Source organism: Aequorivita aurantiaca (assembly GCF_030410135.1).
In the GTDB taxonomy this organism is placed as follows: domain Bacteria; phylum Bacteroidota; class Bacteroidia; order Flavobacteriales; family Flavobacteriaceae; genus Aequorivita; species Aequorivita aurantiaca.
Map to the genome: position 1 here is coordinate 1 of NZ_JAUGQQ010000017.1, position 24,145 is coordinate 24,145.

At 41.3% G+C, this 24,145-nt stretch carries 25 protein-coding genes; 6 read left to right on the forward strand and 19 right to left on the reverse strand.

Annotation, left to right across the window (positions count from 1 at the left end; translation table 11 throughout):
- Positions 1 to 288: 288 nt before the first annotated feature.
- The 9 genes from arsB to nhaA all read right to left on the reverse strand — a co-directional run bounded on the left by arsB (position 289) and on the right by nhaA (position 7,845).
- On the reverse strand, positions 289 to 1,332 hold the full coding sequence (gene arsB / locus QRD02_RS13755; protein ID WP_290255542.1) for an ACR3 family arsenite efflux transporter: 1,044 nt from the start codon (positions 1,330 to 1,332) through the stop codon (positions 289 to 291).
- 1 nt (position 1,333) lies between these two features.
- The gene (locus tag QRD02_RS13760) at positions 1,334 to 1,951 is read right to left on the reverse strand and encodes a low molecular weight phosphatase family protein (protein ID WP_290255543.1); all 618 of its coding nucleotides are present in this window, start codon (positions 1,949 to 1,951) and stop codon (positions 1,334 to 1,336) included.
- A gap of 12 nt (positions 1,952 to 1,963) precedes the next feature.
- Entirely contained in the window at positions 1,964 to 2,494 is a 531-nt protein-coding gene (locus QRD02_RS13765; RefSeq protein WP_290255544.1) for a GNAT family N-acetyltransferase, read from the reverse strand.
- Entirely contained in the window at positions 2,454 to 2,999 is a 546-nt protein-coding gene (locus QRD02_RS13770) for a DUF6428 family protein (protein WP_290255545.1), read from the reverse strand. Before QRD02_RS13770 ends, QRD02_RS13765 begins: the two co-directional genes overlap by 41 nt.
- A 20-nt stretch (positions 3,000 to 3,019) precedes the next feature.
- Positions 3,020 to 3,352, reverse strand: a complete 333-nt coding sequence (locus QRD02_RS13775; RefSeq protein ID WP_290255546.1) for an ArsR/SmtB family transcription factor — start codon at positions 3,350 to 3,352, stop codon at positions 3,020 to 3,022.
- Positions 3,353 to 3,420: 68 nt separating this feature from the next.
- Complete coding sequence (locus QRD02_RS13780; RefSeq protein ID WP_290255547.1) at positions 3,421 to 3,984, reverse strand: hypothetical protein; 564 nt, start codon at positions 3,982 to 3,984, stop codon at positions 3,421 to 3,423.
- A gap of 4 nt (positions 3,985 to 3,988) precedes the next feature.
- Entirely contained in the window at positions 3,989 to 4,441 is a 453-nt protein-coding gene (locus tag QRD02_RS13785) for a GNAT family N-acetyltransferase (protein ID WP_290255548.1), read from the reverse strand.
- A 106-nt stretch (positions 4,442 to 4,547) separates the two neighbouring features.
- Positions 4,548 to 6,290: an FG-GAP-like repeat-containing protein gene (locus QRD02_RS13790; RefSeq protein ID WP_290255549.1), complete on the reverse strand. Its 1,743-nt coding sequence runs from the start codon at positions 6,288 to 6,290 to the stop codon at positions 4,548 to 4,550.
- A gap of 232 nt (positions 6,291 to 6,522) precedes the next feature.
- On the reverse strand, positions 6,523 to 7,845 hold the full coding sequence (gene nhaA, locus QRD02_RS13795; protein ID WP_290255550.1) for a Na+/H+ antiporter NhaA: 1,323 nt from the start codon (positions 7,843 to 7,845) through the stop codon (positions 6,523 to 6,525).
- 164 nt (positions 7,846 to 8,009) lie between these two features.
- Between nhaA and ffh the strand changes: the two genes are divergently transcribed.
- The gene (gene ffh, locus QRD02_RS13800; protein WP_290255551.1) at positions 8,010 to 9,338 is read left to right on the forward strand and encodes a signal recognition particle protein; all 1,329 of its coding nucleotides are present in this window, start codon (positions 8,010 to 8,012) and stop codon (positions 9,336 to 9,338) included.
- Between the two features lie 62 nt (positions 9,339 to 9,400).
- Entirely contained in the window at positions 9,401 to 10,282 is an 882-nt protein-coding gene (locus QRD02_RS13805) for a bifunctional 5,10-methylenetetrahydrofolate dehydrogenase/5,10-methenyltetrahydrofolate cyclohydrolase (protein WP_290255552.1), read from the forward strand.
- On the opposite strand, the gene QRD02_RS13810 is transcribed toward QRD02_RS13805, so the two are convergent.
- The 8 genes from QRD02_RS13810 to QRD02_RS13845 form a co-directional block, all read right to left on the reverse strand.
- Positions 10,279 to 10,719, reverse strand: coding sequence for a YkvA family protein (locus tag QRD02_RS13810; protein ID WP_290255553.1), 441 nt, complete (start codon positions 10,717 to 10,719; stop codon positions 10,279 to 10,281). The genes QRD02_RS13805 and QRD02_RS13810 overlap by 4 nt on opposite strands.
- A 59-nt stretch (positions 10,720 to 10,778) precedes the next feature.
- A complete protein-coding gene (locus tag QRD02_RS13815; RefSeq protein WP_290255554.1) occupies positions 10,779 to 11,264 on the reverse strand; it encodes a thiol-disulfide oxidoreductase DCC family protein in 486 nt (161 codons plus the stop codon).
- An 11-nt stretch (positions 11,265 to 11,275) separates the two neighbouring features.
- Entirely contained in the window at positions 11,276 to 12,316 is a 1,041-nt protein-coding gene (locus tag QRD02_RS13820; protein ID WP_290255555.1) for an AI-2E family transporter, read from the reverse strand.
- On the reverse strand, positions 12,313 to 12,735 hold the full coding sequence (locus tag QRD02_RS13825) for a VOC family protein (RefSeq protein ID WP_290255556.1): 423 nt from the start codon (positions 12,733 to 12,735) through the stop codon (positions 12,313 to 12,315). Before QRD02_RS13825 ends, QRD02_RS13820 begins: the two co-directional genes overlap by 4 nt.
- Positions 12,735 to 12,974: a DUF7218 family protein gene (locus QRD02_RS13830; RefSeq protein WP_290255557.1), complete on the reverse strand. Its 240-nt coding sequence runs from the start codon at positions 12,972 to 12,974 to the stop codon at positions 12,735 to 12,737. Before QRD02_RS13830 ends, QRD02_RS13825 begins: the two co-directional genes overlap by 1 nt.
- A gap of 56 nt (positions 12,975 to 13,030) precedes the next feature.
- Positions 13,031 to 13,216, reverse strand: a complete 186-nt coding sequence (locus QRD02_RS13835) for a hypothetical protein (protein WP_290255558.1) — start codon at positions 13,214 to 13,216, stop codon at positions 13,031 to 13,033.
- 89 nt (positions 13,217 to 13,305) lie between these two features.
- Positions 13,306 to 13,872: a hypothetical protein gene (locus QRD02_RS13840; protein WP_290255559.1), complete on the reverse strand. Its 567-nt coding sequence runs from the start codon at positions 13,870 to 13,872 to the stop codon at positions 13,306 to 13,308.
- Between the two features lie 128 nt (positions 13,873 to 14,000).
- Positions 14,001 to 15,533 carry a helicase HerA-like domain-containing protein gene (locus QRD02_RS13845; RefSeq protein ID WP_290255560.1) on the reverse strand — a complete coding sequence of 511 codons (1,533 nt, stop codon included), beginning with the start codon at positions 15,531 to 15,533 and terminating at the stop codon, positions 14,001 to 14,003.
- A 244-nt stretch (positions 15,534 to 15,777) separates the two neighbouring features.
- On the opposite strand from QRD02_RS13845, the gene QRD02_RS13850 reads away from it, so the two are divergent.
- Entirely contained in the window at positions 15,778 to 16,407 is a 630-nt protein-coding gene (locus tag QRD02_RS13850; protein WP_290255561.1) for a 7-carboxy-7-deazaguanine synthase QueE, read from the forward strand.
- 71 nt (positions 16,408 to 16,478) lie between these two features.
- On the opposite strand, the gene QRD02_RS13855 is transcribed toward QRD02_RS13850, so the two are convergent.
- Complete coding sequence (locus tag QRD02_RS13855) at positions 16,479 to 17,021, reverse strand: DUF2911 domain-containing protein (protein ID WP_290255562.1); 543 nt, start codon at positions 17,019 to 17,021, stop codon at positions 16,479 to 16,481.
- 301 nt (positions 17,022 to 17,322) lie between these two features.
- Here QRD02_RS13855 and gyrB point away from each other — a divergent pair, with 301 nt between their 5' ends.
- Complete coding sequence (gene gyrB / locus QRD02_RS13860; RefSeq protein ID WP_290255563.1) at positions 17,323 to 19,263, forward strand: DNA topoisomerase (ATP-hydrolyzing) subunit B; 1,941 nt, start codon at positions 17,323 to 17,325, stop codon at positions 19,261 to 19,263.
- A 345-nt stretch (positions 19,264 to 19,608) separates the two neighbouring features.
- Positions 19,609 to 20,535, forward strand: coding sequence for a malate dehydrogenase (gene mdh, locus QRD02_RS13865; protein ID WP_290255564.1), 927 nt, complete (start codon positions 19,609 to 19,611; stop codon positions 20,533 to 20,535).
- A 90-nt stretch (positions 20,536 to 20,625) separates the two neighbouring features.
- Here mdh and QRD02_RS13870 read toward each other — a convergent pair whose 3' ends face one another.
- Positions 20,626 to 23,178 (reverse strand): adenosylcobalamin-dependent ribonucleoside-diphosphate reductase, encoded by a 2,553-nt coding sequence (locus QRD02_RS13870; RefSeq protein WP_290255566.1) that lies wholly within the window; start codon positions 23,176 to 23,178, stop codon positions 20,626 to 20,628.
- Positions 23,179 to 23,500: 322 nt separating this feature from the next.
- Here QRD02_RS13870 and QRD02_RS13875 point away from each other — a divergent pair, with 322 nt between their 5' ends.
- Positions 23,501 to 24,115, forward strand: coding sequence for a hypothetical protein (locus QRD02_RS13875; protein ID WP_290255567.1), 615 nt, complete (start codon positions 23,501 to 23,503; stop codon positions 24,113 to 24,115).
- Positions 24,116 to 24,145 lie beyond the last annotated feature (30 nt).

A 24,145-nucleotide genomic window follows, 5' to 3' on the forward strand; every position in this document is an offset into this window, starting at 1 on the left:
AGGGGGATGTCCCCCGTTGAACAAACAAGAACTGTCCAATTTCAAAAGAAACAAAAGGAAACAGTCAAACTCACAAACAAACAAAAACAACAAATTAAAATCCCCCCTTCGAAGGGGGCAAGGGGGATGTCCCCGCTGAACGAACAAGAACTGTCCAATTTCAGAAGAAACAAAAGCAAACAGTCAAACTCACAAACAAACAAGAACAACAAACTCAAAATCCCCCCTTCGAAGGGGGCAAGGGGGATGTCCCCCGGACAAGACCTATCCAACGAAAAAAGAACAAAATCACAACCTCTCAAAATACCTCTTTCGCAACCAAAATGAAACCCGAACCAATAAAATAAGTGCTGGAACTTCTACCAATGGTCCAATAACTCCAGTAAAAGCTTGCCCGGAATTCAGCCCAAAAACCGCAATGGCTACGGCAATCGCCAATTCAAAATTGTTGCCGGCGGCGGTGAAAGCCACGGCCGCAGTCTTATCATAAGTTGCGCCCATGGCCTTTGTAAAGAAAAAACCAATGATAAACATCAACGTAAAATAAACCAGTAAGGGGACTGCGATAATCAAAACATCCATCGGTATTTCAACAATCATTTCGCCTTTTAGCGAAAACATGATCACTATGGTAAATAACAACGCAATCAGGGTGATTGGCGATATTGCGGGTATAAATTTCTGCGTATACCAAACTTCCCCTTTCAGTTTTACCAAAATGAGCCTGCTCAATATTCCCATCAAAAAAGGAATTCCCAAATAAATGGCAACGCTTTCGGCGATCGTAGTAATCGAAATATCCACAATGGCGCCCTCAAAACCAAAATAGGTTGGAAGCACGGTGATAAATAGCCAGGCGTAGAAACTATAGGCAAAAACCTGAAAAATACTATTCAGCGCAACTAAGCCCGCGCCGTATTCGCTGCTGCCTTCGGCAAGGTCGTTCCATACCAAAACCATCGCTATACACCGAGCCAGCCCAATCAGAATAAGCCCTACCATATATTCGGGATGGTCGCTGAGGAAGATGATAGCCAACACAAACATAAGAACGGGTCCAATAATCCAATTAAGAATAAGCGATATGGAAAGGATTTTTGTGTTTCGGAAAACCTTGGGCAACAAGGCATAATTCACCTTTGCCAATGGCGGATACATCATTAAAATCAACCCGATGGCTATGGGAATATTAGTGCTTCCACTGCTAAAGGAATTCAAAACCTGGGGAAAATTGGGTGCAAAATACCCAATGCCCACACCCAAAAGCATTGCAATAAAAATCCAAAGGGTGAGATAACTGTCTAAAAAGCTTAATTTTTTGGTGCCTGCCATTTTAATATTTTATTTGGGAGAAAATATACTTCATTTCTGTAGTAATTTGCTGGCTTCGTTCGGTATAGATTTGTGTTTGATGTGGGGTGTCATCAGCACTTTTTGGATCCTCATACATTATTGGGATTCGCTTTTCGGAACCTGCAACAAAAGGGCAACCTTCATCGGCTTGGGAACAGGTCATAATTGCAGCAAAACCTTTTTTTGGATTTACTTCGTCCTCATACTTTTTAGAAAAAGCACCGATAGCATTTTTTTCCAAGGAATATTGAATGCGGTAAATAGGATTGTTACCGTTATCTTCCCTTGAAATTTTGAAGCCTGCATTTTCCAAAGTGGTAACAACCATAGGGTAAACGGAAGTCGCCTCAGTACCGCCAGAATAACATTCAATATTTGGAGTATTAAAATAATCCGCCATCGTTCGCGCCCAAACCTGCGCCAACTGGCTCCTACGGGAATTGTGGGTACAAATAAAATTTAATTGGGTAGTTTCCCCTGCTTGTGCTTTATTGCTTAAATAGTCAATAAGCGGTTGCAAAATTGCTTTGCGTTCTTCTGAAATGGTGGATGTTTCCAACAATTCAATATAGGCCTTGATGGACTTGAATAGTTTCAATTTTATTCTTTTTTATATACCAACTATTTTGCTGCGACGTTCCAAAAGCACATTGTCTTTCCACACGCCATGTAATTGTCCCACTTTTTCTTTGTAGCCTATTTCGCGAAAGCCGCATTTTAAATGAAGTTTGTGGCTGGCAAGGTTATCCCGAAATATGCCGGATTGCAATGTCCAGATATTGTTGGCTTCACTCATCGCTATTAAATTTTTCAGAAGAAATTCGCCAACACCTTTTCCTCTTGCGCCATCGGAAACATAAACGCTCACTTCGGCCACGCCCCCATAAACACAGCGGCTGGAAACAGGGGAGAGGGCAGCCCAGCCCAAATGCGTTTTATTTTCCATGGCCATAATTCTTCCAAAAGGAAGATGGCCGGCATCCCACTTTTCCCAATTGGGAATGACAGTTTCGAAAGTGGCAGTGCCCGTTTGGAGGCCTTCTTCGTAAATGCGGGAAACTTCAGGATAGTTCTCCTCGGAAATATTAATGAGGTTCATATTAACAGCAATTGCCATCGGGCGAGCAGCACGGTTCATCATTTATTGCGGCAAGTTGCCGTTTCGGTTTTGCGGCGGGTGTTCCGCAATTTTCTTTGGCAAGACAATCGGCATGAAGTGAGGTGAGCAAAAAATTGGTGCCATCAAAGTCCAGCCCAAACTTTCCGATAGTCCCAAAATTGGAATTTGGAATTTCAGATCCGGAATTTGTATTTTGGAATTTTGAATTTAAAATTGGGATTTTATAATTGGATATTTGATATTCCACTTCAATCTCCAAATCCTCCAGCCCAAGCACTTTTTCGGACAGTTCGATAATATGTGCCAGCTTTTCAGGATGCAAACGGTGGTTATAATCATTGGCATTCCAAAGTTGGAAATTGGCTACCTCCTCTTGCCGAACGGTGCCGCCGCAGTCAATAAAATGTTTGGTTATTTTGCCCACTTCGGTAACGTGAAAATGTGTGGGGACCAGTTCACCATTGGGAAGCATAAAGTTGATTTGGTCCAAGGTGCTTAAATAGTTTTTGATTTCTGATAGTTTCATGGTGTTTGTAGTTTTAATGTTTAGCAACAGTTCGATTTATTTTCCAAATCCTGATTTAAAAATTCACTGACCACTGCTTTCATTGCGGCCCAATTTTCGGTATGAATACAATAGCAAATGCTGGTGCCCTCAATGCTGCCCTTGATTAGCCCAAGATTTTTGAGCTCCTTCAAATGCTGTGAGATGGTGGGTTGTGCAAGGCCGATTTCATCCACCAAATCCCCACAAATACACGCCTTAATCTTGAACAGGTGCTGCAGGATCGCAACTCGGGCGGGATGCCCAAATGCCTTTGCGAAAGTGGCTACTTGGTTTTGCTGGTCGGTAAAAATTTCCGTTTTTGTAATTCCCATTATCGTAATATATTAATATTGCAATATTACGATAAATAGTATTTGCTTTTTTATTTTTTTTATCTTTTTTATACAGAATTTAATCTTTCGAAAAATTCGAAATGATGTTCCTCCGTTCTAAAGGATATGATTAATTTATTTTTTACAAGAATAATGGAATAAATTTCTTTAGAATCAAAAAGAGGTTTCAAGGTTGTATGTACATTCTCAATGGTTTTAATATTCTTTTCGCCACCACTTATTAAATAATCTTTTGAAGCTTTATAAATGCTATAATTTCTTTTGAACAATTTGTTGATTAAGCCAACGCTATCCTTTCTTCTTATAGCGAATTCCGAATTATTTGGTGCGGGCCAATCACAAGACCATTCTGCCAAACATAGAAGATTCTGTTTTTTGTTAGAAAGCAATAAATTTCCGGTTGAAGTATAAGGGGCTTTTTTATATTTCAAATGCCATTGCCTTGGATTCATTAATATTCCTTGAACGAAATAGGACCAAGCATTGTAATTGCCTTTCACTTTACCGTTTTTACTTGCAATGTAATTTTCAAATGTTTCGCAGAAATCCTCATTTATTTTATAAAAGGGTGATGTAAATTCCCCCGGAGCTGCATTCGACTTTATCTTCACGGGATTATTTTTTTAACAGCTTCTCAAAACAAACACTGTTTTCAACCCCGGCATATTGGCCGTAGTTATCGATAAAGGTATAGCCGCTTTTTTTGTAAAGCGAAATGGCCTCGGGTTGTTTAATGCCTGTTTCCAAAATACATTTTCTATTGCCCAGTTCCAGTGCCCACGCCTCTAGTTCGATTAAAATTTCCTTGGCTATTCCCTTTCCGCGCCATGCCGACGGTACGTACATTCGCTTCACTTCCATCGTTCCGGTTTCAAAAGGTTTTAACGCTCCACAGCCAACGGCAACATTATTTTCATAAGCCATTACCACATGGTTTATGGCTTCAATTTTGTTGAACTGATCGTAGAACGGATGGTCATCGCCGTCGCGAATTGCCAAATCGGCATCCAATTGTTTCACCAAGACCAAAAAATCGACGTTGGAGGAATGCGTGCGCAAAAGTTTCATTGGTATAGTTTTTTTGGGTATGTGAAGATACCAAAAACGTGCTGAATTTCCATAATGGAAATCCAACACGCTCACTAACAAACCAACATTTAGGAACAGAAGGTTTCTACTTTAGCACTATTTTGTGTGAAGTTACTTCGGCATTATGGGTAATTTTCAGCACATATTCTCCCGCACTCAAATGGCTTAAATCCATTGCCAGTGAAGGTGAACTTAAATTCATTTCCGTTTTTACCAGTTTTGCGTTGAGGTCGAAAACTTCCACTTTTGAACTTATTTTCCCATTTGGGAAATTAATGGTCAAAACCTCATCCGCCGGCACCGGAAAAATAACGTACCCAAGTTTTGTTCGCATGGCCGTTCCCAACTGTATTCCTTCCCCTTCCACCACTTTATAGGTATTGTTTTCCGCAACATCCAAAAAAGTTTCCACAGCTCCAGAAGGCCATTGTATTTCAATTTCCGCAACCGTTGAAGCATCGCCCAAACCAAAATGATTGGTATAGCTGTTCTGGCTGCAATAGCCACTGGCGGCTTCAATTTGGCGGGTTTGTATAACCTCGCTCCCGTTTATAATGGTCTTAACTTTCACTTTAGTTCCCACGGCAGACCCATTGGAAGGGTTGCCAACACAGCGAATCTTTATCCAATTGTTGCCGCTGCCCGTGTTTTTGAACAGCGAATTGCTTTGGTTTTCATCCAGCGTATTCGCCAAAATCACATCCAGCCAACCGTCATTATTAAAATCACCAAAGGCACAGCCAAAAGTATTGCCTAGGTGGTTTGCCAAACTGCTGCTGGTATCTTTTGAAAAGTTCCCGCTGCCATCGTTTATAAAAAGCGAATTCGTTTCCTGCCCTGCAAAATAGGCGTTGCAGACCAACAGATCCAAATCGCCATCATTGTCCACATCAGCAAAAGCGGAACCGAAGGAGCTTCCTATTTCCGCAGCAATTGCTGAATTGGTTTGTTCCACAAAATTTCCGTTTTCGTTCAAAAACAGTTGATTATTTTGCCCGTTCCAATTGGCAACAAAAACGTCGAAATCGCCGTCGTTGTCCACATCTGCCCACGAGCTACCGGCTGAATTCTTCCCGTTTTGGGTAATGGAAAGGTTGTTAATTTGCGTAAAATTATTGGGCCCGTCATTTCTAAAAAGGGAATTGTTCGCATTGTTTTCATTCGTTACAAACAGATCGCTATCGCCATCGCCGTCATAATCAATCCAGTTTATGGAGCGGGAGGCAAGTGTTTCACTGGTAATGGACAATCCAGCAACGGGTTCAAAAGAGCCATCGCCCTGATTTTCAAAATAGAGATTTCGGGTGGAAATAATGCTGTTTGTAATATAGGCATCCAAAAACTGATCGTTGTTTAGGTCTATCCAATTCACCATTTCAGAATAAGTCAAGGGAATACCAATGGCGTTTGTGGCCTCGTATTCAAAAGTGCCATCGCCATTATTTCTGTAGAAATAATTCTTTTTTCCCACGCCGTTTCTGCCATAGGTAACCACCACGGCATCCAAATCGCCATCGTTATCCACATCGGCAAAGCTCGCGCCGTCTGAACGGTCATTATCCAGGACAATAGCATCGGCAGTTACTGTTGTGAAGGTATTGTCTCCATTGTTGAGGTAAAGCATATTGTTTTGTCCGGCAGCAGGGCCATTCGTAAAGAAAATATCGTCCCATCCATCGCCATTCACATCAATAAAATTGGCGCTTCGTGAAGCGGAAGGGGTGTTGGTAATATCTTCAAAAGTGGTTTCCTCGAAAGATTGCGCCGTTGTTGTTTGTACAATAAGAATAAACAGGCTAAGGCTAAAAAGTATTATGGTCTTAATCATAGAAATACTAAATTAAATTTGGTTGTTGAAGAGTATTGAAAGTGTGAAAATAATTGGAAACTTCAGTTTTTGCCTTGAATTTGTTGTGAATGGCGGGAGGGTGTTTTAAACATATCGAAAAATGTTTTAAACAAACAATTCAACGGTGTGTTTCCACTTTGCTTAAAGGAAAGAAATAGCAGTAATAGAAGGATATTATCCGTCAATATCTATGAAACAGCTAGAATTAAGGTTAAGGGAGGGTAGTGGGCTTATAACGACCTTTTACTGATTTAAAGCGAAGGATCAAAAATCCAATAATGGCAGAAATCAACGACCCGATTAAAATACCAATCTTTGCCGAATCTATATATTCCGGGCTACTGTTGAAGGCCAACCCAGCTATAAAAATAGCCATGGTGAACCCAATTCCGGCTAAAAAGGACACACCGATTATTTGTTTATTGGTAATATCACTGGGCACCTCAATCAATTTTAATTTACGGGCCAAGAATATAACGGCCGAAATACCGATACTTTTTCCGAGAATAAGACAGATCATTATATTTACGATAAGTGCTGTTTCCAATCCATCCACAGTATTAATTGCCACCCCGGCATTGGCAAGGGCAAAAATGGGGATTACCAAATAGGCCACCCAATTGTGGAGCTTGTGCTCCAAACTTTGCAAGGGCGATCGGTATTTATCCGTCCAATCCTCAAGATCATCAATCAACTGTAATTGACCTCCCGAAAGCACTGGTTTTTGCAGAATTGTGCTTTGTTTTATTTCACCAACTATACTTTCCAATTGATCGGAAAATTCATAAGTGCTTATTTTTTGCCTTACCGGAATGGCAAAGGCCATCAATATTCCCGCCAATGTAGGGTGTAGGCCAGCTTTTAAGAACAGTAACCAAACAATAATCCCCGCCACAATTGTCAAAAATTCAAAATACAATCCACGATTGCTTAAAATGTATACCACGGCCAATATTCCTATTGCCGAACCTAATAGCATTAAATTTAAATCGCTGCTGTAAAAAATGGCAATAACCAACACCGCACCCAAATCATCAACAATAGCGAAGGCGGTTAAGAATATTTTCAGACTCAACGGAACGCGGTTGCCCAGAACCTTTAAAATAGCCAAGGAAAAAGCAATGTCCGTAGCCATCGGAATTCCCCAGCCCTTCAGCGTATCGGGGTTTTGATTCAAAATAATATAAAGAAGAACGGGCAGCGCTATGCCTCCGATAGCCCCAAAAAGTGGAAACATTACTTTTTTGGTAGAATTCAATTCGCCAATTAAAAATTCACGCTTAATTTCCAAGCCGATCAAAAAGAAGAAAATAGCCATTAACCCGTCATTCACCCATAAAAGCAATGGTTTTTTTAGTTCAAAGGTGTCTGAAATTATTCCTATTTCATAATTCCAAAAAGTTTGATAGCTATCCGCAAAGGCTGAATTGGCCCAAACCAAGGCAATAATTGTTGTTGCCAATAACATAATGCCGGTAGCGCTTTGTAGATTGACGAATTTTTGAAAAGGAGAAATCAGTTTTTGTCTTAACATATATTTTTTTAGGATTCGCAAGATACAAAACCTCGAAATATTTTTTTTACTGAATTGCTCGCAATACCTATAATTAACAATATAAACCAAGAAACAGCACCATCCGCAAATGCATACTGCTAACTTTTTTTTACCTTTGCCCCTCGTAAAAAGAAAGCAAGAATATGTTCGATAATTTAAGCGATAAACTGGACAAGGCCCTGCACGTACTGAAAGGTCACGGCAGCATAACCGAGGTAAACGTAGCGGAAACATTAAAGGAAGTGCGTCGCGCCCTTTTGGATGCCGACGTAAACTTTAAAACCGCCAAGGAATTTACCAATACCGTAAAGGAAAAGGCACTGGGCCAAAACGTACTTACCACCTTGCAACCTGGCCAATTGATGGTGAAGTTGGTAAAGGATGAACTCACCGAATTGATGGGCGGCGAAACTGCTGGCATCAACTTAAGCGGTACGCCATCGGTAATTTTAATGTCCGGTTTGCAGGGTAGTGGTAAAACTACTTTCTCCGGAAAACTTGCCAATTATCTAAAAACCAAAAAGACAAAAAAACCACTTTTGGTTGCCTGTGATATTTATCGTCCCGCGGCAATCAACCAATTGCACGTGGTTGGTGACCAAATTGGCGTAGAGGTTTACAGCGAACCCGAAAATAAAAATCCGGTGCAAATAGCCCAGAACGCAATTGCACATGCAAAGCAAAATGGCTTTAATGTTGTAATTGTGGATACCGCAGGCCGACTCGCCATTGATGAGGCCATGATGACCGAAATCGCAAATGTACATAAGGCAATCAACCCACAGGAAACACTTTTTGTGGTTGATGCTATGACGGGGCAAGATGCGGTAAATACGGCAAAAGCCTTTAACCATAGATTGAATTTCGACGGCGTTGTACTTACAAAATTGGATGGTGATACCCGTGGTGGGGCGGCTATTTCAATTAAAAGTGTAGTTGATAAGCCCATAAAGTTCATTGGTACCGGCGAGAAAATGGATGCCATTGATGTCTTTCACCCGGCTCGAATGGCAGACAGAATTTTGGGGATGGGCGACGTTGTGTCCCTTGTGGAAAGGGCGCAAGAGCAATTTGACGAAGAGGAAGCAAGGAAACTTCAAAAGAAAATTGCAAAAAACCAGTTCGGTTTTGATGATTTCCTGAACCAAATTCAGCAGGTAAAGAAGATGGGAAGTATGAAGGATTTGGTCGGAATGATTCCGGGCGCTGGAAAAGCTTTGAAAGATGTAGATATCGATGACGACGCCTTTAAAGGAATTGAAGCTATTATCCATTCAATGACGCCAAAAGAAAGAACCGAACCTACAATTATAAACGGAAGCCGGAAAAAACGAATCGCTTCGGGAAGCGGAACTAGCGTACAGCAAGTAAACCAACTGCTGAAGCAATTCGACCAAATGAGCAAAATGATGAAGATGATGCAAGGCGGCGGCGGAAGAAAAATGATGCAGGCTATGGGGCGGATGCGGTAGTTTTTAGTGTTCAGTATTCAGTTAGCAGTAGATAGATTTTAATTTTTTAATTTTCATAAAGAATGACCATTTTAGATGGAAAGAAAGTTTCAAACGATATAAAAAGCGAAATCGCGGCAGAAGTCGAAAAGATGAAAGCCAACGGTGAAAAAGTACCACATCTCGCAGCAATAATTGTTGGTGATGACGGTGCTAGTTTAACCTATGTTGGAAGCAAGGTTAAAGCTTGCGAACGCGTTGGTTTCGAATCTACTTTGGTGCGGATGCCGCATACTACCAGCGAACTGGAATTGCTGAAAAAAATAAAGGAATTGAACGAAGACGACAACATTGACGGCTTCATTGTCCAACTTCCGTTGCCTCCGCAGATCGATACCCAAAAAGTGTTGCTTACCGTTGACCCTTCAAAAGATGTGGATGGCTTTCACCCGGAAAATTTCGGGAAAATGGCATTGGATATGAGTACTTTCATCCCCGCCACCCCTTTCGGAATTCTGGAATTATTGCAGCGATACGACGTTGATACCAAAGGAAAACACACCGTAGTTATTGGCAGAAGCCATATAGTTGGGCGCCCGATGAGTATTCTGATGAGCCGAAGGGGATGGCCCGGAAATAGTACGGTTACGCTTACTCACAGCAACACAAAAAACATCGCACAAATAACCACACAGGCCGATATTATCATTTCTGCTTTGGGGGTTCCCAATTTCTTAAAAGCCGAGATGGTAAAGGACGATGCCGTAATTATTGACGTGGGAATTACACGAATGGAAGATGCGAGCAACCCAAAAGGTTATGTAATCACGGGCGACGTGGATTTTGAAAACGTAAGCAAAAAGGCGTCATTCATTACCCCAGTTCCCGGAGGAGTGGGGCCTATGACAATTGCAATGCTATTGAAAAATACCCTTTTGGCAAGAGAACAACGAAGTGGAAATTAAATTCCCTTTCCTTCCTGTATTTTCCAATCCAAGTAGCGGTGAAGGTCGCTTTCAATCCAACCCACGCCGATTGACAGCACTGCCATATCATCAATATAGCCAATACCGGGAATAAAGTCTGGAATTATATCCATTGGATTTACAACGTAAAGCAGCGCGAGCACCACGGTTGCTACGGTAAACCACGGCACTTGCGGATACACCCCATTTTTTACATCCTTCAACATGCCGACCATAATTTTACCAAGTTCGGCATATTTTGAAAGCGTGTTTGCCCCACTAAATTTTTTGTTTATTGCCTCTTCGTTGTCGAGTACTATTTCTACGTCCTCATCTTTTATTTTGGCAACTTCATCCTCTACGTATGCTTCGGAAACACCTTCGTCGCGGTTTCCGGGATTGAAGTGTAAATTTGAAAATATTCCTTTTAACGACATGTTTTTTTGTTTTGATTTAAAGGTAGCCAAAATGGAAAACCCATTCTTTTAAAATTTTGTTATAAATATTTTAAAAGTAAATAAAAGATTGAAAATAGAAATAGGAGCTCCAAAAACCAATAGGGTTTCATCGCTTCGGGATTTTTTCCGAAGAAAATTTTTGAGAGCGGGAACATAAAACTTCTGTGTTTCGCAATAAAATTATAGCCGCGGTCGCTTAGCCAAGTAAACCAATTATCTTTTGAATACCAACGATGCCAGCGAAAATCTTCAGTTTTAAAATATGTGAAGCTCTTATACGCAGAATCCGGACCACTGTAAACCGTGCCATCCAATTCTATGAGCCGTGAGGCTTTTTTGAATTCCTTTAGTGGAATGTCCGGAAAATTTCCAGCAACTTCCTGATAGGTTCTGTAATCTAGACGGTCTGCGGTCTTTGATTTCCAGTGCGTTATCCAATACTTGCAAAAACCGCATTCCCCGTCCCAAACCATCATTGGTTTTTCCAAAGGGGGAAATGCTGTTCTTTGTATTTTTGAAAACATTACCTGCGCTTTTACAGCCGCTCCTCGTCCATCACGGCATCTTCTTTTCCGTATTCCTTTCGGTAAATACGCACGATCACCATAAATAGACTGATGAGTAACGGGCCGAATATTAGTCCGATAAAGCCGAACAATGGCACACCCACAATCACGCCGATTAGTGTTACTAATGGGTGCACGTTGTCCAATTTTTGCAGTACATATAGCCGAATAATATTGTCTGTGGAACCTACTACTACAAAACCATAAATTAAAATTCCCCAAGCCTGGAAATCATTTCCGGTGGATAGGGTTATTATAAAAACAGGCAAAATTCCAAGCAGCGTCCCCACAAATGGAATCATACTGCCGATGGTAGTTATAACAAACCAAAATAGTGGTTCTTCCACTCCGAAAATGAAGAAACCGATAAGGGCAATAATTCCTTGGGCAATGGCCACCAACGGAATTCCCAAGGCATTGGAGCGTACCATTTCCTGAATTTCCACGCCAATTTCCTGTAAGTTTTCTCGATCCATCGGAATATATTCGCGCAAGGATTCCTTAAGTTCCCTCCGATTTGTTAGCATATAGTATAGCATAAAATACATCAACCCTATTGCGATAAATGCATTAAAAGTGTGCCCTACAACCCCTTGGAGATTAGAGGAAATCCACCCACTAATGGCACCCGCGTCAATTTGCGAACTTAAGTCATAACCGAACCTCTCCTCAATTTGGCTTAACTGGTCTTTTATGGCGTGCACCACTTGTTCGGAATTTGTTACTGCCTTTCCAATTTTATTGGAAAGCATAAGCACCACTCCCGCAACGGGAATTAAAATTCCTATGAATGAAAGGAACATTAAGAGGGAAGCCGCTAACGAAGGGTTCCATTTTTTTTTGTTTACAAGGGTGGACATCCATTTCCGCAGCAAAACGTAAATGGTAATCGCACCCAGAACGCCTGTGAGATAAGGAAGAAGTTCCTTAAAAATAAGACTTCCCATTAATAAAATGAGAAGAATTACAAATGTCTGTCGGATAATTTGGGGTGGAATTTGCTTAATCATTTGGCGAATAGTTGAGTGATATCATTAAAAGCTTTAAACTCCAAGGCATTTCCGGCAGGGTCCTTAAAGAACATGGTTGCCTGCTCGCCCACTTGGCCTTCAAAACGAATGTAGGGTTTTATAATGAAGGTAATGTTTTTTTGTTTTAGTTTTTCCGAGTAAACTTTAAAGGTTTCCATGGTAAGAACAACCCCAAAATGTGGAATAGGTACTTCCTTGCCGTCCACTGGGTTTGAAGCTTCTTCATTCATTTTTTGCTTTAAATGAATTACCAACTGATGTCCGAAAAAATCAAAATCTACCCAATGATCGCTGCTGCGCCCTTCATTCAATTCCAATATATCTCTGTAAAAATGTCTGGATATTTCTAAATTGTCTACAGGAATGGCAAGATGGAAAGGCCTAAGGTGAGGGTTCATCAATGGTTTCGTAAAGCGTTCATGAGTTCCTTTTTTGTCATTTTGGAACGGCCCTCAATACCAACTTTCTTTGCTTTATCATAAAGTTCGTTTTTGGACCATTCTTCGTAGGGCTGAGCTTTTCCGCCCTTTTTTCCGGAATTTGGAGTGTTGGCAATCCGTGCGGATTTTTCTTTGCTGTAGCCTTTATCGCGCAGCGCCTCATATTTGTCTTCGTCTTTAATTCTTGGATTTGGCATAACAATTACATTTTAGGAATAACACTTCATGAATTGAATGTTTATTCCGGTTCATATTATTTTTGATCAGTGTCTTTACGGTTTTTTAATAGGCCGATCCCTGCGAAAAAGAATACTATTCCCAAAATAATTAGTGCCCAGGGACTCATCCCCACATCCATACTTCCGAAAACGGAAAGTATTCCCATTACCAAGCCGATGCCTCCAACAATGGTTAGAATAAAACCTAAAATCTTAATCATAGTAGCTGAATTTGATGGTTAATCCGATTAAAATTAAAAGAATTTGTGCAATCATTTAAGCACCTTAACAAAACCTTTGCAGGACCAGCTTATTCTGCGGGAGGCTCCCAACCGATCATAAAATACTTAAACGTGGCTTCGTCGGGTATTTGGCTCGCTTCTATTTTTACATCCATATTTGAACGTAGGGATTCTGGAAGATTTTTTTTGTCAATCGTTAAGTAAACATCCGTTTCTTTTAGAAAAATCACCACTGCGCTTATGGTAGTTTCAATATTATCAATGGTATAATTCGCTTTTACGTCCTTAAAAGTACTAGCCGGAGTAAGTCCTTTTTCTGTTTTGTACCGTGAGTCAAAAACCTGGATATTTGTTATGGTTGAATTGGAATCCGTTTCATCCTCGGGGGAGAGGAGCAAAAGTAGCTTCCCGCCTTTTTCATAAATTTCAACCTCGCCTTGCGTTTCCAAGGCATTTGGTGATGAACTTATTTTAACGATGGAGTCTTCCGCAAAAATGGAATCGATTTGCTTTATTCTTATCTCTTTATTAAGGCTGCCAATGGCACCATTTTTTATCAAAAAAGGATCGCTATCCTTTCCACATTGAACCAAAGCGATTGAAATTATTGTGATTATTAAAAGTGTTTTTTTCATTTTGAGTTTAGGAGTTTAAAATTTTATGGGTTTATAGATTACTGGATTATTTCTTTTTTTTTGAATTTATCCTTCGACAAGCTCGGGATGGTATTTCTGAAATTGTTATTTGGAATGTGGAACTACATTTATTTTCTCATCATTTTGCCCAATATGCCAAGCACACTGCGAATGACTGTTGGGCTGCTGAGGGTTTTCAACCACGGATTTGCAGTGCTTCTACGGCTGGATGAGCCTCTGCTTGTAGTTGTTCTTCTCGCAGATTCACTTTCTTTTTGGGCTTTTTCCTTCGCTTCTTTGCGGTTGGCGGTTTCTATTTTTTCCGTCAACAATTCATAGGCACTTTCCCCGTCAACCACCGTGTTGTATTTGGGTATTAATTTCGAAGTTTTTAAAAGGTCCGCCAATTCCCCATTTGTCAATACGTCCATTCGGCTCATGGGCGCGCGTAACATGGTACGCGCCAATGGAGTTGGAATTCCTTTTTCATTTAATGCACTTACAAGAGCTTCTCCAATTCCCAAGGCGGTTAAAACTTCATCCGTTTTATAATATTCGGAAAGTGGATAATTTTCTGCGGTGAGTTTAATAGCTTTTCTATCCTTTGCCGTAAAAGCCCTAAGTGCGTGCTGAATTTTTAAACCCAATTGGCTTAACACGGCGTCGGGTACATCAGTGGGATTCTGGGTTACGAAATATAAACCCACCCCTTTTGAACGAATCAATTTTACGATGCTTTCAATTTGATTCAGCAATGCACTACTTGCCTCGTTGAAAATTAAATGTGCCTCGTCAATAAATATTACCAATTCCGGCCTATCGCTGTCGCCCTGTTCGGGAAAGGTGGCATAAATTTCGGCCAAAAGACTGAGCATAAATGTTGAAAAAAGCTTGGGCCGGTCTTGAATATCGGTCAGTCGAATTATGTTTATATATCCTCGTCCATTTTCGTCAATACGAATCAAATCGTCAGTATCAAATGATTTTTCTCCAAAGAAAAGATCAGCGCCCTGTTGTTCCAGTTCCACAACTTTCCGAAGGATAGACCCTGTAGAGGAGGAGGAAATGCGGCCGTATTCCTGCGCAAATTCATCCTTGCCCTCGGCTGTTGCGTATTGCAGGATTTTTTTAAAATCTTTTAAATCGAGCAAAGGCATTTTATGGTCGTCACAATATTTAAAAATCACTGCTACAATTCCCGCTTGCACATCGCTCAATTCCAATATTCGGGATAGCAGTACTGGTCCAAATTCACTTACCGTTGCGCGCAGCCGGACACCTTCCTGTTCTGAAAGAGTTAAAATTTCGGTAGGAAATTTATTCGCCGAATACGGAAATCCTATTGCCGCGTGGCGTTCCTCAATTTTGGCATTTGCCGTACCGGGTTGGGCTATACCGCTCAGATCGCCTTTAATATCCATCAACAGCACTGGAATTCCTTTGTCTGAAAGATTTTCGGCAATAATTTGAAGGGTCTTGGTTTTGCCCGTTCCGGTGGCACCGGCAATCAATCCGTGGCGGTTCAGGGTTTTCAAAGGTATTTTCACCATGGCGTTGGTTACCGTTTCTCCGTCCAGCATTGCGGCGCCAATGTTTATGGCGTCGCCTTTGGTAGCATATCCGCTGTTTATATATTCGAAAAAAGCTTGCCTGTCTGCCATCTTTGAAAATTTTGTTCAAAAGTAACAAAATATAGAGCACCAAAAGTCAAATAGCAAAAGTCAAATTCCAAAAATCCGGACGCATATTCAATCTCCTATCTTCAGTTTTCAATGTTTGTGGTATTTCTTTGGGAAATAATGAATTAAAACTTGCAAATGGGAAATTTCTTAATTTAAATTTCCCATTTGCAATTTGGTCTTCCAATTTGAAAATTTCCCCTTCAAAACCAGTAAATTTGCACTGATGAAAACAGAAGTACAGAAATTGGTGGACAGTGGAAAGATGCTTCCCTTAATGGAGGAGTTTTATACTATTCAAGGAGAAGGTTTCCATAAGGGAACCGCTGCATATTTTATTAGAGTCGGGGGCTGCGATGTCGGCTGCCATTGGTGCGACGTGAAGGAAAGCTGGAATGCAGCCCTGCATCCACCCACGGCCATTGAAACAATTGTGGAAAAAGCGGCACAACATTCAAAAATCATTGTAATTACCGGGGGCGAACCCTTAACGTGGGATATGGGGCCACTGACCGAAATGTTGAAGGCCCGTGGCATGCAAACGCATATTGAAACTTCGGGGGCATATAAACTATCCGGAATCTGGGATTGGATTTGTCTTTCCCCAAAAAAAATGAAGCTTCCCACCGAAGAAGTCTACAGGCAGGCAAATGAATTGAAGGTTATTGTTTTCAACAAAGATGATTTTCGCTTTGCGGAAGAACAGGCTGCACGAGTAGGAAAGGACTGTATTCTCTATTTACAACCGGAATGGAGCAAACGCGAAAAAATGAGTCCGTTGATAGTGGATTACGTTATGCAAAATCCGCAGTGGAAGGTTTCGCTGCAAACACATAAATATCTCAACATTCCATAACGGAAAATTTCAGATTTAAAATCCCAATTTCCAAATTGATTTTCCCGAATTTGGGATTTCTTTTTTGGAATTTATGGTTTCATAAATGGAATCTCAACGTAATGATCGTCCCAGCCAATAATCAAAATAGTGCCTTTGCTGTCGGTTTTAAAAATCATTGAAAGCGTTTCAATAGGTGCCGCGGCCTGCTCGCATGGAACCGTTATCCGGGCAACATCCTTTTCTTTTTTATAACTGAAAGCGCCCCAAACATTGGTGTCGCTGTTTATGATGATAGTCCAATTTTGTGGATCGGGAATGGTGTAAAGTGTATAGGTTCCCGGTTTTAGAATCTTATTGCCAAATTTCAAGGGAATGTAAATATCCAGTTCCGTAGCCTCATTCGCGCCGGTTCGCCAAACTTTGCCATAAGGCACCACATCCCCAAAAATATCACGTCCTTTCTTCTGCGGCCTACTGTAAATAACCCTGGCCCAGAGTGGGCTTTTTTTATCGGGCCTCGCAATAGCAAGATCCATGGGCGATGCATCCATTTCGGGAAAATTCTGCCCGTACAAATTTTGGAAAGTGAAAGGCAAAAAAGCGATAAAAAACAATAATGAAAGTTTTTTCATATTAAGAAGTTCATTTTTTTTAGGATGCGGTTGGTTTATGACAAATATTTCGGAAAAAGGTTTAAAAACTGTCAAATATTTCTTTTGGATAACCAATATTCTAACGTCTTATAAGTGCAAAATAGTGCGTGACTGTTACACCCAAATCAACAGGTGTTTTCAAACAAATTTAAAGAGGTCCTTTTCCACAAAAATTTGTTAATAACTTAGCGCTTTAAAAATGCGCAAACCCTTTATTTTATTGGGTATTTGGTTATATTTGTTCGTTACGAAAAAAACTGAAAATCATTCAAATTATTATATGAGCGAAGAACAGAAAAAAGGCAGCTACGGTGCCGACCAGATTCAAGCGTTGGAAGGAATGGAGCACGTGCGCATGCGCCCATCTATGTACATCGGCGATGTTGGCCCGCGCGGTTTGCACCATCTTGTTTATGAAGTTGTGGACAACTCCATTGATGAGGCCATGGGCGGCTATTGTGATACGATTGAAGTTTCCATTAACGAGGACAATTCTGTTTCCGTAAAGGACAACGGACGGGGTATTCCTGTAGATATTCACAAAAAAGAAGGCGTTTCCGCCCTTCAGGTGGTTATGACCAAAATTGGTGCAGGCGGAAAATTCGATAAGGATTCCTATAAAGTTTCTGGGGGATTGCACGGAGTAGGGGTATCGGTGGTGAATGCACTTTCTGAACATTTAACCGCAACCGTACACCGCGATGGCAAAATATGGCAACAGGAATATGAACGTGGCAAGGCACTATATCCGGTAAAATCTATCGGCGAAACCGATTACCGAGGTACAATAGTCACTTTTAAGCCAGATCCGCAAATTTTCCAGCAAACGTTGGAATATAGCTACGACACCTTGGCAAGCAGAATGCGCGAACTTTCCTTTTTGAACAAAGGAATCACCATCTATTTCACCGATAAAAGAGAAAAGGATGAGAACGGGGAATTTGCCACTGAAAAATTTCACAGTCAAGAGGGCTTAAAGGAATTTATCCGCTTTTTGGATGGAAATCGGGAACCGATAATTGCCGAAGTGATTTCGATGGAGGGTGAAAAAAATGACATTCCCGTTGAGGTTGCGATGGTTTACAATACTTCCTTTAATGAAAATCTTCATTCATACGTAAACAATATAAATACTCACGAAGGCGGAACGCATCTTGCTGGCTTCCGTGCGGGATTAACCCGAACGCTGAAGAAATATGCAGATGCCTCCGGAATGCTCGATAAATTGAAATTCGAAATTGCCGGCGACGATTTCCGTGAGGGGCTTACCGCCATTATTTCGGTTAAAGTACAAGAGCCGCAATTTGAAGGGCAAACAAAAACGAAGTTAGGAAACCGGGAAGTTACCGCGGCCGTAAGTCAAGCGGTATCTGAAATGCTGGAAAATTATTTGGAGGAACATCCAAACGACGCCAAAACAATTGTACAGAAAGTGATCCTTGCAGCGCAAGCGCGGCACGCGGCCCGAAAGGCTCGGGAGATGGTACAAAGAAAAACCGTGATGAGTGGTGGCGGCTTGCCGGGGAAACTTTCGGATTGTTCGGAACAGGACCCAACAAAATGCGAAGTATTTCTCGTAGAGGGTGACTCCGCGGGAGGTACGGCGAAACAAGGGCGCGACCGTAATTTTCAGGCTATTCTTCCGCTTCGGGGTAAAATTCTGAATGTGGAAAAAGCAATGCACCACAAGGTTTTTGAAAATGAGGAAATTCGAAATATTTACACCGCACTCGGCGTAACTATTGGTACCGAGGAAGACAGCAAAGCTTTGAACCTCGAAAAATTACGATACCACAAAGTAGTGATTATGTGTGATGCGGATGTGGATGGTAGCCACATTGCAACCTTAATTCTTACTTTCTTTTTCCGTTATATGCGCGAATTGGTGGAGGCCGGCTGTGTTTACATCGCCACGCCACCCCTTTATTTGGTTAAAAAAGGCGCCAAAAAGGAATACGCTTGGAGTGATAAAGAGCGCGATGCCTTGAACGAACAATTTGGTGGCAGTGCAACGATCCAACGGTACAAAGGTTTGGGAGAAATGAACGCCGAACAACTTTGGGATACAACAATGAATCCAGAGTTTAGAACATTGCGGCAGGTAACCATTGATAATGGAACAGAGGCAGACAGGATTTTCTCAATGTTGATGGGCGATGAAGTTCCACCGCGCCGCGAATTTATTGAGAAGAATGCCGTTTATGCAAATATTGATGCATAAGCAATTCTGAATATATTTAAATAAAAGACTCTCTTTAAGGGAGTCTTTTTAATTTTATGATAATAAACTTTATGAAATTGACTTTTCAATTGCAACAAGTCTTCTTCCTCGGAATTGTTTTTATTATTTTTTCATGTAATTCTAATTTGAAAGATTCCAATAATAATACCGCTTGTAAACGCGTTCGGAAAGTTTTGTGTTTTTTCGGTTTTTATCCCTTTATTTTCATTATTTTAAGTAGATAATGGTAATTTTGTGGTGCATTCAGATATATTCTGAATAGAAAAGTAAAACCGAATTTTTCTTCGGGAAAATAATATACAAACAATAACATAAACATTTAATATGAAAGTAACAGTTGTAGGGGCGGGTGCCGTTGGCGCGAGTTGCGCAGAGTACATTGCCATCAAGAATTTTGCAAGCGAAGTAGTTTTGCTGGACATCAAAGAAGGTTTTGCCGAAGGGAAGGCGATGGATTTAATGCAGACCGCTTCTTTAAACGGTTTTGATACCAAAATCACTGGCGTAACAAACGATTATTCCAAAACGGCAGATAGTGATATTTGCGTAATCACAAGCGGGATTCCACGTAAACCGGGCATGACGCGCGAGGAATTGATTGGTATTAATGCTGGAATTGTGAAAGATGTTTCGTCAAACCTTGTAAAAAATTCTCCGAAAACTATTATAATCGTAGTGAGCAACCCGATGGATACGATGGCGTATTTGGTCCATAAAACATCAGGTTTGGATAAAAATAAAATCATCGGGATGGGCGGGGCTTTGGATAGCGCCCGTTTTAAATACCGTTTGGCGGAAGCATTGGATGCGCCAATTAGCGATGTGGATGGAATGGTAATCGGCGGTCACAGCGATACGGGAATGGTGCCGTTAACCCGTTTGGCTTCACGAAATAGTATTCCTGTAAGCAAATTTATTTCTGAGGAAAGATTAAACCAAGTGATGGAAGACACCAAAGTTGGCGGTGCAACGCTAACCAAACTATTGGGAACTTCAGCTTGGTACGCGCCAGGCGCTGCAGTCTCGGCTTTGGTACAGGCAATTGCTTGCGACCAAAAGAAAATGTTCCCTTGCTCCGTAATGCTTGATGGGGAATACGGAATGGAAGATATTTGTATAGGTGCTCCGGTTATTTTAGGCCGAAACGGTATCGAAAAAATCGTGGAACTTGAATTGAACGATGCCGAAAAAGCCAATATGAAAGAAAGTGCGGAAGGCGTTCGCAGCGTTAATGATTTGCTTGAGTTGTAGTTTAAGTAAACTATTTATAAAATTGAAAAGCCGGCTAGTTGCCGGCTTTTTTACATAATAAATTATTCTCAGTTCGAGCGCAGTCGAGAACTACCCGCATTTCGAGGACCCACAATCCTTGCAAGTCAAACACCCCTCTTGATAAATAAGCGACGTACTGTTGCAGTTTTCACATTTCTGTTTTCTCGCTTCCGTCCCATCGGCAACGTAGCGTTTCAATGCACGCGCTACCCCATTTTTCCAAGTGTTGATGCTTTCCGTGTCGAGTTGCAGACTGTTGATTAATTCCACCGCTTTTTCAATGGGCATTCCGTGGCGCAGGGTGCTGGAAATCAATTTCGCATAGTTCCAAAACTCTGGGTTGAATTTATGCGAAAGCCCTTCAATAGTGGTTTTATAACCCCGTTTGTTTTTATATTGAAAATCGTAGCGCGAACTTCCGTCTTCATTTCGATTTTTGATAATAACCCCTTCATTCACCCACCGCGGAATTAAAATTCCATCCTCATCATCAGCAAAACCCGTGAATATTTCATAAGGTTTGCCATCAATTAATCCGATAAAGGCAATCCATTTGTCCTTGCTATTTTGAAAACGAACCACGTCGGCTTCCAAGATTTCCGGGCGTTTCGTTGGGAAGGCGGTCAAGGTTTCATTTTCTTCCGCTTTCTTTTCTTCGTTGGAAATCAAAACTCCCGAACGCGACCCATCGCGATAAACGGTTACGCCTTTACAGCCGGCCTGCCAAGCTTCCAAATAGAGTTTCCCAACCAATTCTTCCGACGCATCGTTCGGCAAATTGATGGTTACCGAAATGGAATGGTCCACCCATTTCTGTACCGCACCTTGCATCCGCACCTTGCTCATCCAATCCACATCGTTGGAAGTTGCCTTGTAATACGGCGATTTCTTCACGATTTTGTTCAATTCCTCTTGACTGTAATTTTTACCGGTCGCAATTCCGTTAGCTTCCATCCACTGTTTGAAACGGTGGTGGAAAACAACGTATTCCTCCCAACTGTCGCCAACTTCATCTACAAAATCTACGCGCACGTTTTTATCATTTGGGTTCACTTTTCTTCTGCGTTTGTAAACTGGAAGAAAAACAGGCTCAATACCCGAGGTGGTTTGCGTCATCAAACTGGTTGTTCCCGTGGGCGCAATGGTGAGCAAGGCAATGTTTCTTCGGCCGTATTCCAACATATCGTAATATAGCTTTTCATCGGCATCTTTTAGGCGAAGGATAAACGGATTGTTTTTTTCCCTTTCGCTATCGAATATTTTGAAAGCGCCGCGTTCCTTTGCCGCATAAACTGATGCGCGGTACGCTTCCAAAGCAACCGTTTTATGGATTTCAACCGAAAAATCGATGCCTTCGGAACTCCCGTATTTTATTCCCAAAGCTGCCAGCATATCGCCTTCGGCAGTAATGCCAATTCCGGTTCTTCGGCCTTCGTTGGCTTTGGTTTGAATGTTTTTCCAAAGATTTCTTTCCACGGCTTTTATTTCTTCACTTTGAGGATCGGCATCAATTTTTTCGATTATGGCGTCCACTTTTTCAAGTTCCAAATCGATAATATCGTCCATTATTCTTTGGGCAATGCCAATGTGTTTTTTGAAAAGATCGAAGTTAAAAGAAGCCTTTTTTGTGAAAGGATACTCCACGTACGAAAACAAATTGATCGCCAACAAACGGCACGAATCGTAGGGGCAAAGCGGAATTTCGCCACACGGATTGGTGGAAACCGTTTTGTAGCCCAAATCTGCATAACAATCCGGCACGCTTTCGTTAATAATCGTATCCCAAAAAAGAATGCCCGGCTCGGCAGATTTCCACGCGTTGTGCACAATTTTTTTCCAAAGTTTTTCCGCTTCAATTTCTTTGGAATATTTGGGATTATCGCTGAAAATCGGGTATTTCTGGGTGTAATTTTTTCCATCTTTCACGGCTTGCATAAAAGCATTGTCCATTCGTACGGAAACGTTTGCGCCCGTAACTTTTCCCTGCTCCATTTTCGCATCGATAAAATCTTCGGAATCTGGGTGGTTTATTGAAACCGAAAGCATCAACGCACCGCGGCGCCCATCCTGCGCCACTTCGCGGGTTGAGTTTGAATAACGCTCCATAAAAGGAACAATTCCGGTTGAGGTCAACGCCGAATTTTTAACGGGCGAACCCTTCGGGCGAATGTGGGAAAGATCGTGGCCAACGCCGCCGCGTCGTTTCATCAATTGCACCTGCTCTTGATCAATTTTCATAATGCCGCCGTACGAATCCGAGTCGCCATCATTGCCAATTACGAAACAATTTGAAAGCGATGCAATTTGGTACGGATTGCCAATGCCGGCCATGGGGCTGCCTTGTGGGACGATATACTTAAAGTCCTTTATAGCGTCAAAAATCTCATCTTCAGTGAGAGGATTTGAATATCGCTGCTCAATGCGCGCAATTTCCTTCGCGATGCGACGGTGCATGTCGTCTGGGGTTTTTTCGTAAATATTGCCATCGGAATCTTTCAGAGCATATTTATTAACCCATACACGGGCGGCAAGATCGTCGCCTTTAAAATATTCAACGGAAGCGGCAAAAGCTTCGTCTTGCGAATAAACGGTCTTGTTTTTTGGCGGAGTTTCTATCTGCATATTTCTTAAAAATTTTGATGATTGTAGGATTTATTTCGGAATACTCAAAGGTAACCAATTGAGTTCTTAATATTTATTTAACAAAAATAAGTTATCAAAAAGGCATTGTTAATTTGTTGGGAATCAAACGAAAAAAAAATTATCGACATTAAAAAGTTTACAAATTTTTCAAATTCTTCGTGAATCGATGTCGATGTGATTTTTGTAGTAACGCTTTATAGGTCAACATTTTTTTTGCTTCGATTTTCATGAAATTCCAGCCGCGTGGATAAAACACTTAAAGACGGGATGGATACGTCCGTTATTTTTTTATATTTGGCGCGTGAACTGGAGATGGTACATTCCTATATTAACGATTGCCCTTGCTTTTTTTGCTACAAGCAGGGAACAAGCTACGTTACCCAATCAGGAAATTGTTGTTCAGTTTGGTGCAAATGCCGTTAGTGATGAGGATGCCCAGCGCGCCGTTGCAGAAATAACGAATCAGTTAGAGGCTATTGGCGTTGCTGAAATTCAAGTGTCGCAATTGCTGCACGGAAAGTTGAAGGTAACTTATTACAGCACTATTGATGTGGCGGTAATCAAGAATTTGTTCTATAAACAGAACAAAATAAATCTTGATGAGGCCCTTTTTGCCAAAAGAAATCATTCACCGGAATCTCCTTTTGGTGATGACCATTCTAAAACTTATAGGTTGGATGTAATTCAAATTCAAAAGAATTACGGATCAGATTTCGGTTTTCACGGCTTGCCGGTGGAACTGAAGTCGGCGAAGGACCAATATCTAAATCAAGTTATCTCGCTTGTCAACGATACCCATTTCGGCTTCAAACAGAATTTTGAAAGTGTCGCTTATAAAAACTATCGCACCATTGCGTTATTAATAGACACTTCTTCCCATAAAATCCCTGAGGTTCGGGCTGGGCCGGTATCTTGAAATATTTCCTTCTAAAAAATTTTAGACGAA

Bases quoted from the DNA above. Each gene is read 5' to 3' on its own strand.
- QRD02_RS13810 (WP_290255553.1), bottom strand. From the start codon at position 10,719: ATGTCGTTAAAAGGAATATTTTCAAATTTACACTTCAATCCCGGAAAC.
- gyrB (WP_290255563.1), top strand. From the start codon at position 17,323: ATGAGCGAAGAACAGAAAAAAGGCAGCTACGGTGCCGACCAGATTCAA.
- QRD02_RS13790 (WP_290255549.1), bottom strand. From the start codon at position 6,290: ATGATTAAGACCATAATACTTTTTAGCCTTAGCCTGTTTATTCTTATT.
- QRD02_RS13835 (WP_290255558.1), bottom strand. From the start codon at position 13,216: ATGATTAAGATTTTAGGTTTTATTCTAACCATTGTTGGAGGCATCGGC.
- QRD02_RS13855 (WP_290255562.1), bottom strand. From the start codon at position 17,021: ATGAAAAAACTTTCATTATTGTTTTTTATCGCTTTTTTGCCTTTCACT.
- QRD02_RS13840 (WP_290255559.1), bottom strand. From the start codon at position 13,872: ATGAAAAAAACACTTTTAATAATCACAATAATTTCAATCGCTTTGGTT.
- QRD02_RS13850 (WP_290255561.1), top strand. From the start codon at position 15,778: ATGAAAACAGAAGTACAGAAATTGGTGGACAGTGGAAAGATGCTTCCC.
- QRD02_RS13870 (WP_290255566.1), bottom strand. From the start codon at position 23,178: ATGCAGATAGAAACTCCGCCAAAAAACAAGACCGTTTATTCGCAAGAC.
- QRD02_RS13830 (WP_290255557.1), bottom strand. From the start codon at position 12,974: ATGCCAAATCCAAGAATTAAAGACGAAGACAAATATGAGGCGCTGCGC.
- QRD02_RS13845 (WP_290255560.1), bottom strand. From the start codon at position 15,533: ATGGCAGACAGGCAAGCTTTTTTCGAATATATAAACAGCGGATATGCT.
- ffh (WP_290255551.1), top strand. From the start codon at position 8,010: ATGTTCGATAATTTAAGCGATAAACTGGACAAGGCCCTGCACGTACTG.
- arsB (WP_290255542.1), bottom strand. From the start codon at position 1,332: ATGGCAGGCACCAAAAAATTAAGCTTTTTAGACAGTTATCTCACCCTT.
- mdh (WP_290255564.1), top strand. From the start codon at position 19,609: ATGAAAGTAACAGTTGTAGGGGCGGGTGCCGTTGGCGCGAGTTGCGCA.
- QRD02_RS13815 (WP_290255554.1), bottom strand. From the start codon at position 11,264: ATGTTTTCAAAAATACAAAGAACAGCATTTCCCCCTTTGGAAAAACCA.
- QRD02_RS13765 (WP_290255544.1), bottom strand. From the start codon at position 2,494: ATGATGAACCGTGCTGCTCGCCCGATGGCAATTGCTGTTAATATGAAC.
- QRD02_RS13785 (WP_290255548.1), bottom strand. From the start codon at position 4,441: ATGAAACTTTTGCGCACGCATTCCTCCAACGTCGATTTTTTGGTCTTG.
- QRD02_RS13820 (WP_290255555.1), bottom strand. From the start codon at position 12,316: ATGATTAAGCAAATTCCACCCCAAATTATCCGACAGACATTTGTAATT.
- nhaA (WP_290255550.1), bottom strand. From the start codon at position 7,845: ATGTTAAGACAAAAACTGATTTCTCCTTTTCAAAAATTCGTCAATCTA.
- QRD02_RS13770 (WP_290255545.1), bottom strand. From the start codon at position 2,999: ATGAAACTATCAGAAATCAAAAACTATTTAAGCACCTTGGACCAAATC.
- QRD02_RS13805 (WP_290255552.1), top strand. From the start codon at position 9,401: ATGACCATTTTAGATGGAAAGAAAGTTTCAAACGATATAAAAAGCGAA.
- QRD02_RS13775 (WP_290255546.1), bottom strand. From the start codon at position 3,352: ATGGGAATTACAAAAACGGAAATTTTTACCGACCAGCAAAACCAAGTA.
- QRD02_RS13825 (WP_290255556.1), bottom strand. From the start codon at position 12,735: ATGAACCCTCACCTTAGGCCTTTCCATCTTGCCATTCCTGTAGACAAT.